This window comes from Caballeronia sp. LZ016, from assembly GCF_031450805.1.
In the GTDB taxonomy this organism is placed as follows: Bacteria; Pseudomonadota; Gammaproteobacteria; order Burkholderiales; family Burkholderiaceae; genus Caballeronia.
Genome location: NZ_JARTVY010000001.1, coordinates 2,278,621 through 2,290,579 on the forward strand (window position 1 = coordinate 2,278,621; position 11,959 = coordinate 2,290,579).

An 11,959-nucleotide genomic window follows, 5' to 3' on the forward strand; every position below is an offset into this window, starting at 1 on the left:
GAAGCGATCGGCGATAGCCATTCGGGGCCGCCGTCCGGCGTTGCAGCGGCACAACCGGGCCGAAGCAGGAGCCATGCCTCACTCGCCGTCCCACTCGCCGCGAAGATCGCTGTCCTGCAGGAGTTGAAGCAGCGTTTCCGCGGGCCGGCTCAGATGCTTCGCCCCGAACGCGATGAACTCCACTTCGGGCAACTCCGGCAAGTCAGCGCGATTTAACGGCGGCGCAAGCCCCCGCCCCGCCAGAAAGTGCGAGCGCACCGTCAGCCCGAGGCCGCCGCGCGCCGCAGCGATACAGCCCGCGTGGCTGCTGCTCGTGCACACCATCTGCCAGCGCGCGCCGGCCATCGCGAGCGCATCGAGCACGACGGCGCGCGTGACGCTCGGCTCCGCGACGAGGATCAGCGGCAGCGGCAGGCTCGTATCGACGACGGCGCCCGGTTTCGCGAGCCATTCCAGACGCCCGCTGAAAAGCCGCGTGCCACGCGCATCGCCGAGTCTTCGCTTGCCGACCGCGAGGTCGAGTTCGCCCGAATCGACCAGTTGGTAAAGCCGTCCCGTCATACCGATGGTGATTTCCAGCTCCACGTCCGGATGCGTGTCGCGGAACGCGGCGAGCACGCTCGGCAGCGGCCCGAGCGCGAGGTCGTCGGAGGAGCCGAGGCGCACGCGCCCTCGCAGCTTGCGCGAGCTGAATTGCGATTCGGCGTGCGCCATCGCTTCGAGGATTACGCGGGCGTGGACGAGCATCGCTTCGCCGTCGGCGGTGAGCGCGAGGGAATGCGTGTCGCGCACGAGCAGCCGCCGGCCGACGCTTTCTTCCAGACGCCGGATGTGCTCGGACACGCTGGACTGCCGCAAGCCGAGCTGCCGGCCTGCGTCCGTGAAGCTGTGCGACGCGGCCACCGTCGCGAAGGTGTTCAGCCAGATCGGATTCAGCATGATGCATTGTTATCGGCGCAGCCGATTGCAGTCAATGCGGTTAGCGGGGTTCCCGATGGCGCGACCCGTCATTAAAATTTCACGATGTTGCCGACACTCATATCGGCGACGCGCTCATCACTCGATTCCCATGACCAGACAGTCTTCGCACACGGCGCTACTTTGGATCGTCGCCGTGGGCTTTTTCATGCAGGCGCTCGACACGACGATCGTCAATACGGCGCTGCCATCCATCGCGCGCGACCTGCATGCCGCGCCTCTCGCGATGCAGGCCATCGTCGTCGCCTACACGCTCACCATGGCGCTCTTCACGCCCGGCTCCGGCTGGCTCGCGGACCGTTTCGGCACGCGGCGCGTCTATTTCGTGTCGATCAGCCTGTTCGTCATCGGATCGCTGACCTGCGCGATGGCGCGTTCGCTCGATCAACTGGTGATCGCCCGCGTGCTGCAAGGCATCGGCGGATCGATGCTGCTGCCGATCGGCCGCCTCGCGATCCTGCGCGCCGTCAGCGGCGAAGCCTACGTCTCCGCGCTCGCGATGATTTCCGTCGCCGGCCAGGTCGGTCCCATTCTCGGCCCGACGCTCGGCGGCTGGTTCGTCGAGTCGTTCACATGGCACTGGATCTTCCTGATCAACGTGCCGATCGGCGCGGTCGGGCTGTATGCGGTGCAGCGCTTCTTGCCCGCCGACACGCTGCACGATGCCCCGCCCTTCGATTTCATCGGCTGCGGGTTGCTGTCGCTGTGCATGGTGTCGTTTTCGCTCGCGCTGGATTGCCCGGTGAAGACGCATCGCGGCGCGGTGTCGGCTGCGCTTTTCGCCATCGCCGTGGCGTCCGCGTTCGCCTATATCCCGTATGCGCGGCGTCGGGCCCATCCCCTCTTCAAGCTCGCGCTCTTTCGTGAGCCGAACTTCAGCGTGGGGCTCGTCGGCAATCTGCTGTGCCGCATCGGGTCGAGCGCCGTGCCGTTCCTGCTGCCGCTCATGATGCAGCTCGAACTCGGCTATAGCCCGCTGCACTCCGGCATGATGATGCTGCCCATCGCGGTCGCCGGCACGGTGTCGAAGCGCTGGATCGCGCGGCTCGTCGGACGTTACGGCTACGACAACTTCCTGCTGGTGAACACGGCGCTCGTCGGCGCGTCCATCGTCGCGTTCGCGGCGTTTTCACCGTCGCTGCCGCTCGCCGTCGAAATCGCGATCCTCGTGCTCTTCGGCGCGTGCAACTCGATGCAGTTCGCCGCGATGAACAGCGTCACGCTCAAAGGCTTGTCGCGCGAGGACGCGGGCAGCGGCAACAGCCTCTTCTCGATGGTGCAGATGCTCGCCATCGGCCTCGGCGTGTCTATCGGCGGATCGCTCGTGCAGGTGTTCGAGGGGCATTTCGGTTCGGCGTCGGCGGGCTTCAGGCTGAGCTTCCTCTGCATGGGCGTGGTCACGCTATTGTCGGGTGCGGTGTTCCGCCGGCTGGATGCACAGCCGCACACCGCTGCGCAGGCTTCGGCGGTGCGCTGACCGGCGGTGCGCTGATCGCCGGGCTTCGGCAGGCGCGCGGCATCGGCGCTATTCTGCCGGTTCGCCTCGCCCTTCCTCTTCCCTGGAGCGCAACCGTGCAATACCGCAAATTCGGCAGCACCGGCCTCACCGTATCGCGTCTTACCCTCGGCACGATGACCTTCGGCCTGCAAACGGACGAAGACGTCTCGCGCGCCATCATGGACCGCGCGGCCGATGCGGGCGTCAACTTCATCGACACCGCCGATGTCTATCCGCTCGGCGGCACGGAAGATATCGCCGGACGCACGGAGGAAATCGTCGGGCGCTGGCTTGCGGGCAAGCGCGACCGCTTCATCCTCGCGACGAAGGCCGTCGGCGTGATGGGGCCGCTCGCGTGGAACAAGGGCGCGTCGCGCAAGCATCTGCTGGACGCAATCGATGCCTCGCTCAGGCGGCTCAACACCGATTACGTCGATCTGTATCAGCTGCACATGGACGACCGCGACACGCCGCTCGACGAAACGCTCGAAGCGCTCGACGTGATCGTGCGGCACGGCAAGGCGCGGTATATCGGCGTGTCGAACTTTCTGGCGTACCGGCTCGCGCGGGCGCTAGGCCGTGCCGACGTGCTGCGCACCGCTCGCTTCGTGTCCGTTCAGCCGCGCTATAACCTGCTGTTCCGGCAGATCGAGCGTGAATTGCTGCCGCTCTCGAACGAGGAAGGGCTCGCGGTGATCCCGTACAACCCGCTCGCGGGCGGATTGCTGACGGGCAAGCATCGGCACGACGCCGCGCCTTCCGATGGCCGCTTCACCACGACGGTCGGCAAGGCGGGCGAGATGTATCAGGAACGTTACTGGCACGAGCGCGAGTTTCGCACCATCGAGAAGCTGAAGGAAGTCGTCGCGCCGACCGGACGCTCGCTTGCCAACACGTCCCTTGCCTGGGTGCTGGAGAATCCGGCGGTGACATCGGCGATCATCGGGGCGAGCCGTCCCGAGCAACTCGACGATACGCTCGGCGCCGTCGATCAGCCGCTCGATCCCGGCATCAAGGCGAAGCTCGACGATCTGACCGTTGAATACCGCTGGGGCGACGCGCAGCGTTGATGCATGCGCATCATGCTCGCGCCTGCCGCGCCCGATAGATGCCTTCGAGCGAATACACCGCGAGCGCGGCCCAGATCGCGCCATAGCCGATCAGCTGATCGTGGCCGAACGCCTCGCGATACAGCACCACGCCGATCAGCAATTGCAGCGACGGCGTGATGTACTGAATGAGTCCGAGCATCGAAAGCGGAATGCGGCGCGCGCCGGCGGCGAACAGCAGCAGCGGCACGGCGGTCACCGGTCCCGCCGCGGCGAGCAGCAGTTTGACGCCGGCGGACGCATGCGCGAAGCCGCTGCCGCCGTGCGAACTCAGCACGAAGAGATACAGCAGCGCGATCGGGCACAGCAACATGGTTTCGAGCGTGAGCCCTTCCAGCGCGCCGAGCGTGGCGGTCTTGCGCAAGAGACCGTAGCCGCCGAACGTGAGCGCGAGCGCGATGCTGATCCACGGAGGCGCGCCGTTCACCCACGTCAGCCACGCGACGCCGAGCGCCGCGACGATCACGGCGACCCACTGCATCGGCCTCAGGCGCTCGTGCAGGAACGCCATGCCGAACAGCACGTTGACGAGCGGATTGATGAAGTAGCCGAGACTCGCCTCGACGATGCGCCCGTCGTTGACCGCCCAGATATAGATGCCCCAGTTCGCCGATAGCAGCACCGCACTCGCCGCGAAGCGCGCGAGCAGGCGCCTGTCGCGCAGCACGGGACCGAGCCATTGCCACTGACGGCGCACCGTCAGCACGACGAGCAGAAAGGCCATCGACCACGCCATGCGGTGCGCGAGCATCTCGACCGCGCCGATCTCGTGCAGCGCCTTGAAGTAAATCGGAAAGAGGCCCCAGATGGCAAAGGCCGCGAATGCATAGACGACGCCTGGATTCATTGTTCGATGCGTGAAGCAGTGAGGCTGCAGAGCCGGCCGGAAGGCATCTGCAAGGAATGGAAGCAGGATTTTAGTCGACGCGCAGGCGATTCCCGTCATTTGCGCGAGGCCGGGCGAGATTCGTGCTCGAAGGCCCGTGCTAGCATGGCCTCGCTAAATTACCTGTCGTCTTCCCTAATGAACAACAATCAGTCCGTCCATACGCGGTTTTTTCACATCCTGCTGTTCGTCGTCTCGCTCGCGCTCGGCTGGGTGTTGCTGCCGTTCTTCGGCGCGATCTTCTGGGGCGCGATACTCGCCCTGCTCTTTCAGCCGATGCAGCGCTGGCTCACCGTCCGCTTCGGTAAGCGCCGCAATCTTGCCGCGCTGACGACGCTCGCCGCCGCGATCCTCATCGTGATCATTCCGGTGTCGGTGGTGGCGGTGACGCTCGTGCAGGAAGTCGCGCTCGTCTATACGCGCATCAAGAGCGGCGATCTCAACTTCGGCCTGTACTTCCAGCATGTGCTGCACGCATTGCCCATGTCCGCGCAGCAAATGCTCGGGCGATACGGCCTCGACGACATCCCCGGCATTCAGCGCAAGCTGATGGAAGGCGCATCGCAGATCAGTCAGTTCGCTGCGGCGCAGGCGCTGTCCATCGGTCAGAACACGTTCCAGTTCGTCGTGAGCTTCGGCGTGATGCTTTACCTCGTGTTCTTCCTGCTGCGCGATGGCGGCGAGATCGGCCGGCGCATCCGTCGCGCGATTCCGCTCGATCCCGCGCCGAAGCAGCATCTGATCGCGAAGTTCACCACCGTCGTGCGCGCGACGGTCAAAGGCAATATCGCGGTCGCGGCCGTGCAGGGCTTTCTCGGCGGCATGATCTTCTGGATTCTCGGCATCAACGGCTCGTTGCTGTGGGGCGTGCTGATGGCGTTTCTGTCGCTGTTGCCCGCCGTGGGCGCGGCGCTCGTCTGGGTGCCCGCCGCCCTGTATTTCTTCATGACGGGCGAAATATGGCGCGGCGTCGTGCTGGTCGTGTTCTGCGTCGTGGTGATCGGGCTCGTCGATAACGTGTTGCGGCCGATTCTCGTCGGCAAGGACACGAAGATGCCGGACTGGGTTGTGCTCATTTCGACGCTCGGCGGCATGGCCCTCTTCGGCATCAACGGTTTCGTGATCGGGCCGCTCGTCGCCGCGCTTTTCATGGCGAGCTGGGACATCTTCTCGCAGGATGAGGAAGGCAAGAGCCTATGAGAAAACGGCTCCGCGAAGGAGCCGTTTCTTCATGCAGCGAACAACCGCGTCAGCGCGTATGCGGCGCGGTGTAACGACACTCGAAGCGCTTTCGCACCGTCCCGTTTTCATCGACGCTTTCCAGATAGACATCGAACTGCCATAAGCGCGCCATGTGCTTGAGCACCTCGTCGCTGTCGTTCGACAGATGGCGGTTGTCGGTCATGAAGTGACGCAGCGTGAGACTCCGATCGCCGCGCGTGTGGACCGAATACACTTGAATGTTCGGCTCCCGGTGATGAATGTCGTACTGCCGCGATAACGCCTGCCGCACATAGCGATAGCCGCTTTCATCGTGAATGGCGGATACTTCGAGCGCGTCGCGCATGTCGTCGTCGAGGATCGAGAAGAGACGCATCTCGCGAATGAGATGCGGCGACAGATACTGCGCGATGAAGCTCTCATCCTTGAAATTGCGCATCGCGTAGTGCAGCGATTCAAGCCAGTCGCTGCCCGCGAGCTCGGGGAACCACTCGCGGTCCTCGTCCGTCGGGCTCTCGCAGATGCGGCGAATGTCGCTCATCATCGAAAAGCCAAGCGCATAGGGATTGATGCCGCTGTAATACGGCTTCGTGACCGGCGGCTGATACACCACGTTGCTGTGCGAATGCAGGAACTCCATCATGAAGCCGTCTTCGAGCCGGCCTTCGTTATAGAGCGTGTTCAGAAGCGTGTAGTGCCAGAACGTCGCCCAGCCTTCGTTCATCACCTGCGTCTGACGCTGCGGATAAAAATACTGCCCGACCTTGCGCACGATGCGAATGACTTCGCGCTCCCAGGGCTCGAGCAGCGGCGCGTTCTTCTCCGCGAAGTAGAGCAGGTTCTCCTGCGGTTCAGGCGGGTAGCGGCTTTCCGTTTCCTCGGCGGACGGCGCTTTCTTGTTCGGCAGCGTGCGCCACAGTTCATTGACCTGCGATTGCAGATAGGCCTCGCGCTCGCGCCGCATCGCCGCTTCCTTCGCGAGCGAGAGCTTCTGCGGGCGCTTGTACCGGTCGACGCCATAGTTCATGAGCGCGTGACACGAGTCGAGCAATTCCTCGACGCGATCCAGCCCGTAACGCTCCTCGCACTCCGCGATGTAGTTCTTCGCATAGACGAGGTAATCGATGATCGCGTGCGCATCCGTCCACAGCTTGAACAGATAGTTGCCCTTGAAGAACGAGTTATGCCCGTAAGCGGCATGGGCGATGACGAGCGCCTGCATCGTCATCGTGTTCTCTTCCATCAGATACGCGATGCAGGGATTCGAATTGATGACGATCTCGTACGCGAGGCCCATCTGCCCGCGCCGATAGCTTTTCTCGGTGGAGAGAAAGTGCTTGCCGAACGACCAGTGCCGATAGTTCACCGGCATGCCGACGGACGCATACGCATCCATCATCTGCTCGGCGCTGATGATCTCGAGCTGAATGGGATACACATCGAGCCCGTAGCGATTCGCGACGCGCGAAATCTCGGCGTCGTACTCCTCGATCAGTTCGACGCTCCAGTCCGACGGGCACGGCAGAGGCCGCTTGTCTGCAACGTTCATCCTGCCTTCCTTGTGCGTCTTTTCGGACGCATTGCGTTGCCCCGCTTCCGGTCCGAGCTTCGAAGGGGCACGATCGTCCGCGCCGTCCAGATGATAACCACGCGCTTCGTTGTTCGAATGCCTGCTCGTCATGCGGCCGCCTGTTGTTTTTCGAAGAGTTCGCGGAACACCGGATAGATATCCGAGGCCGAGTCGACTTTCTTCATCGCCAGTTCGGGTGCGCCGGCTGCCAGTTGAGCATACTCCAACCAGAGATTCTGCTCCTCTGGCGCCACCTGGATATAGGCAAAATACCGGACCTTCGGGAGGATGTCTTCCGCCAGCAGCTTGCGGCACTTCGGGGAATCATCGGTCCAGTTGTCGCCGTCGGAAGCCTGTGCGCCGTAAATGTTCCATTCAGTCGGCGAATAACGCTCGTCCATGATCTTCTTCATCAGCTCGAGCGCGCTCGACACCACCGTGCCGCCGCTTTCGGTCGAATGGAAGAAGGTGTCCTCATCGACCTCTTCGGCGCGCGTGTGGTGACGGATGAAGACGACTTCGATCTTCTCGTAGTTGCGCTGCAGGAACAGGTACAGCAGGATGAAAAAGCGCTTCGACAGGTCCTTGCGCTGCTCGTCCATCGAACCGGATACGTCCATCAGGCAGAACATCACGGCCTTGCTCGATGGCGTCGGCTGCTTCACGCGGTTGATATAACGCAGATCGAACGGATCGATGAACGGAATGCGCGTGATCCGCCCCTGCAACACGACGATCTCTGCTTCGAGCCGCGCGATCTCTTCGGCATCGCCGTCCTCGGCCTTGAGCTGCTCGAGCTGGCGTTCCATCTCGCGCAATTGCGACGCGAGCGGCCAGCCGAGCGCGATGCGCCGTCCGAGCGCGGAGCGCAGCGATCGCACGACATCGATGTTGTTGGGCGTGCCTTCGGCGGCCCAGCCTGCGCGCACGTTCTTCCACGTCGGCACGGCGAGCAGTTGCGTCTTGACGAGGCGCGGCAGTTCGAGATCGTCGAAGAAGTACTGCATGAACTCTTCGCGCGACAACTCGAAGACGAAATCGTCCTGGCCTTCGCCCTCGTTGCTTGCACTCTTGCCGCCGCCGCCCGCGCCGCCCGGCGGACGAGGAATCTTGTCGCCGCGTATGTAATCGGCGTTGCCCGGATGCACGTATTCCCGCTTGCCGCCCGGCCCATGCCTGAACGACGGCTCCGCGATATCCTTTTTCGGAATCGTGATGCTCTGCGTGCTTTGAATGTCCTTGATGCTGCGATCGCGCACCGCGTCGGAAACCGCGCGGCGAATGTAATTCTTGACGCGTCGCAGGAAGCGCTCGCGGTTCGCGATGCTCTTGTTCTTGCCGGCTAACCTGCGGTCGATGATTTGGTGCAGCACATCCAGTCTCCCGCGTAATTGGCGAGGTGCGAGGCGCTGCCCGAGCCCTTGGCGCACCGAGCGGCCCGCCAGCGTCTCTCACTCGCAACGTGCCCGCCTTGCCGCCCGGTTCAGCCAACTGAAACGGGCGGCGCGGGCCTGAGCTACGACAACCTTTCCTGCCCCATCACTTACGACGACTTGCGCACCCGCAGATACCAGTCGCACAACAGACGCACCTGCTTCGGCGTATAGCCCTTCGCGACCATGCGATTGACGAAGTCCTCGTGCTTCCTCTGCTCTTCCGCCGATCCCTTCGCGTTGAACGAGATGACCGGCAGCAGTTCTTCCGTGTTGGAGAACATCTTCTTCTCGATCACGACGCGCAGCTTCTCGTAGCTGATCCACGCCGGGTTCTTGCCGCCGTTGGCCGCACGCGCGCGCAACACGAAGTTCACGATCTCATTGCGGAAGTCCTTCGGGTTGCTGATGCCCGCGGGCTTCTCGATCTTCTCCAGCTCCGCATTGAGCGCGGCGCGGTCGAAGCTCTCGCCGGTGTCGTGATCGCGGAACTCCTGATCCTGAATCCAGAAGTCCGCATACGTCACGTAGCGATCGAAGATGTTTTGTCCATACTCGGAATATGACTCCAGATACGCGGTCTGAATCTCCTTGCCGATGAATTCCGCATAGCGCGAAGCCAGCACGTCCTTGATGAAGGACAGATACTTCTGCTCGGTTTCGGGCGGGAACTGCTCGCGTTCGATCTGTTGTTCGAGCACGTACATCAGATGCACGGGATTGGCCGCGACTTCGGTCGAATCGAAGTTGAAGACGCGCGAGAGAATCTTGAATGCAAAGCGCGTGGAGACGCCCGTCATGCCTTCATCGACACCCGCGAAATCGCGGTACTCCTGATACGACTTCGCCTTCGGGTCCGTGTCTTTCAGGTTCTCGCCGTCATAGACCTGCATCTTCGAAAAGAGACTCGAATTCTCGGGCTCGTGCAGGCGCGTGAGGACGGCCATCTGCGCCATCATCTTGAGCGTGCCCGGCGCGCAGACCGCATCCGCGAGCGACGAGTTGCGCAGCAGCTTCTCGTAGATCTTGACCTCTTCGCCGTAGCGCAGGCAGTACGGCACCTTCACCACGAAGATGCGATCGAGCAGTGCCTCGTTGTTCTTGTTATTGCGGAACGCCTTCCATTCCGACTCGTTCGAGTGCGCGAGGATGATGCCGTCGAACGGAATGGCGCCGAAGCCTTCCGTGCCCTTGAAGTTGCCTTCCTGCGTCGCGGTCAAGAGCGGATGCAGCACCTTGATCGGCGCCTTGAACATTTCAACGAATTCGAGCAGGCCCTGATTGGCGAGGCACAGGCCGCCGGAATAGCTGTACGCATCGGCGTCGTCCTGCGAATACGTTTCGAGCTTGCGGATGTCCACCTTGCCGACGAGCGAGGAGATGTCCTGATTGTTCTCGTCGCCCGGCTCCGTCTTCGCAATACCGATTTGCCGCAGGATCGACGGATAGCGGCGCACCACGCGGAACTTGCGGATGTCGCCGTTGTACTCGTGCAGGCGCTTGACCGCCCACGGCGAAAGAATGCTCTTGAGATAGCGGCGTGGAATGCCGTACTGCTCTTCGAGCACGGGGCCGTCTTCGTCGTAATCGAAGAGGCCGAGCGGCGATTCGTTGACGGGCGAGCCCTTCAGCGAGTAGAACGGCACGCGCTCCATGAGTTGCTTCAGACGTTCGGCGATCGACGACTTGCCGCCGCCCACCGGACCCAGCAGATACAGGATCTGCTTCTTCTCTTCGAGACCCTGCGCCGCGTGCCGGAAATACGACACCACGTTCTCGATCACCTCTTCCATTCCGTAGAACTCGCGGAACGCCGGATACACCTTGATGACCTTGTTTGCAAACACACGCGACAGGCGCGGATCGAGACGCGTGTCGACCATTTCGGGTTCACCGATGGCCGTCAGCATGCGTTCGCCGGCTGTTGCGTATGTGGCAGGATCTTCCTTGCAGAGCGCGAGATACTCTTCCAGCGAGAACTCTTCCTCGCGCGTTTTTTCGAAGCGGGTCGCGAAACTGCTGTAGATATCCATGCTACCTCCTCGCCGAAGTCAGAAAGCCTTGGTCGTCCCGACGCGCGTTATCGAAACGACATCGCTTGAAATCATCCTAAACCCTTTCGAATTTTTTTTCACGCACTAGCTAATATGATTTGCTTCGAAGCTCCTTCGAACAATCACTAGCTTGGTGAGTTATTTTCGTTCACCTACAATCCTCAGTCCCGATGTCAGCATCGCCGTGTTCGCTGCATCGCGCTTTCGTTGCATCCGCACAGCCTCGTTCCGCCAAAGTGGTGGCGTGGCGCGAACGCATCGCTCATGCGTTTTTCCTGTTGCGCGCAAATGACATCGATCATGTCAGGACGAGTTCGAGCTCGCCGATGCGATCGATCGCGCCATGCACCATCGACGGTCCTTCCACGCGATACGCGCCCGTATAGGAACCGGTGGTGATGGTCCAGAAAGGCTCGACGGTCAAACCCATGCGGGAACAATGGTTGACGAGCCAGGGCAGCAACTCGCGAGGATCGCCCGCGGGATTGCCTAGCGTAGCCGGAGCAATTGCCACGCCATCGAGTGTGAGTTCGAGCCGTGGCGCGAGAAAATCGAAGCCGGGTGCGACCACGTCATAAGGCTCCATGCCGCTCGTGATGAGCGCGCCGTTGTTTTGCGCATCCGCGAGTTGCGCAAGCGGATCGAGATTGGGCCATTGCGCGAAACGGCTATCGACCACTTCGAGCGCGACTGCAATGCCGCCGATTGCCCCGAGCACTTCGGCGCGCGTATAGGCATCGGGTTTCGGGGGTAACGCACAGGCGAAGCGAAACGCGATCTCCAGTTCCACCAGAACGCGAAAGAAGCCGCTGCAAGGCAGGCGCGCGGGCGATACGTACACGCATTCGGCATCGATGGGCGCGCCGGTGGCGAGCGCATCGGGTGCGCGTGCGCCGATCTTCCACGCGCCGATGCGCGCTTTCGTGTCACGCAGGACTTCGTGCTGGATTGCGTAGGCGGTGTGCGCGTCGGGGGGAAGATCGCGCTCGTCGAGCGCGTCGATCAATTGATGCCGACGCCGCGCGGCAACGAGCTTCGCGGCGAGTGTCGATCCGGTCATGTTGCTATCCTCGTGTGAACGATGACGCACAGTGCAACAGTGTACGGGCTACCGGATCGATTTGCGTTTGCCCTTGCTGGCGTCGTGTAGCCCACGCGCCGCACGGCTGTTGAACGAATCGTGAACGGACGTTTGACAGCCCTCGCGCGC

General features: G+C 62.4%; 9 protein-coding genes. 3 read left to right on the forward strand and 6 right to left on the reverse strand.

The genetic code is table 11. The features are described 5' to 3' along the window. Positions 1–78: 78 nt before the first annotated feature. Positions 79–939: a LysR family transcriptional regulator gene (locus P9220_RS10830; RefSeq protein ID WP_309764842.1), complete on the reverse strand. Its 861-nt coding sequence runs from the start codon at positions 937–939 to the stop codon at positions 79–81. A gap of 55 nt (positions 940–994) precedes the next feature. Here P9220_RS10830 and P9220_RS10835 point away from each other — a divergent pair, with 55 nt between their 5' ends. Both P9220_RS10835 and P9220_RS10840 read left to right on the forward strand, forming a co-directional pair. Further along, positions 995–2,455 carry a DHA2 family efflux MFS transporter permease subunit gene (locus P9220_RS10835; RefSeq protein ID WP_309764843.1) on the forward strand — a complete coding sequence of 487 codons (1,461 nt, stop codon included), beginning with the start codon at positions 995–997 and terminating at the stop codon, positions 2,453–2,455. Between the two features lie 95 nt (positions 2,456–2,550). Further along, the gene (locus P9220_RS10840; RefSeq protein ID WP_309764844.1) at positions 2,551–3,546 is read left to right on the forward strand and encodes an aldo/keto reductase; all 996 of its coding nucleotides are present in this window, start codon (positions 2,551–2,553) and stop codon (positions 3,544–3,546) included. 10 nt (positions 3,547–3,556) lie between these two features. On the opposite strand, the gene rarD is transcribed toward P9220_RS10840, so the two are convergent. Then, positions 3,557–4,432: an EamA family transporter RarD gene (rarD, locus tag P9220_RS10845; protein WP_309764845.1), complete on the reverse strand. Its 876-nt coding sequence runs from the start codon at positions 4,430–4,432 to the stop codon at positions 3,557–3,559. Positions 4,433–4,576: 144 nt separating this feature from the next. Here rarD and P9220_RS10850 point away from each other — a divergent pair, with 144 nt between their 5' ends. Next, on the forward strand, positions 4,577–5,671 hold the full coding sequence (locus tag P9220_RS10850; protein ID WP_404980425.1) for an AI-2E family transporter: 1,095 nt from the start codon (positions 4,577–4,579) through the stop codon (positions 5,669–5,671). 49 nt (positions 5,672–5,720) lie between these two features. Here the strand turns inward: P9220_RS10850 and P9220_RS10855 are convergent, their stop codons facing one another. The 4 genes from P9220_RS10855 to P9220_RS10870 form a co-directional block, all read right to left on the reverse strand. Next, on the reverse strand, positions 5,721–7,373 hold the full coding sequence (locus P9220_RS10855; protein ID WP_309764846.1) for a SpoVR family protein: 1,653 nt from the start codon (positions 7,371–7,373) through the stop codon (positions 5,721–5,723). Beyond that, a complete protein-coding gene (locus P9220_RS10860; RefSeq protein WP_309764847.1) occupies positions 7,370–8,635 on the reverse strand; it encodes a YeaH/YhbH family protein in 1,266 nt (421 codons plus the stop codon). The genes P9220_RS10855 and P9220_RS10860 overlap by 4 nt, the downstream gene beginning before the upstream one ends. A gap of 170 nt (positions 8,636–8,805) precedes the next feature. Continuing rightward, positions 8,806–10,728: a PrkA family serine protein kinase gene (locus P9220_RS10865; RefSeq protein WP_040048479.1), complete on the reverse strand. Its 1,923-nt coding sequence runs from the start codon at positions 10,726–10,728 to the stop codon at positions 8,806–8,808. A 319-nt stretch (positions 10,729–11,047) separates the two neighbouring features. After that, positions 11,048–11,809, reverse strand: a complete 762-nt coding sequence (locus P9220_RS10870; RefSeq protein WP_309764848.1) for a hydratase — start codon at positions 11,807–11,809, stop codon at positions 11,048–11,050. Between the last annotated feature and the right edge of the window lie 150 nt (positions 11,810–11,959).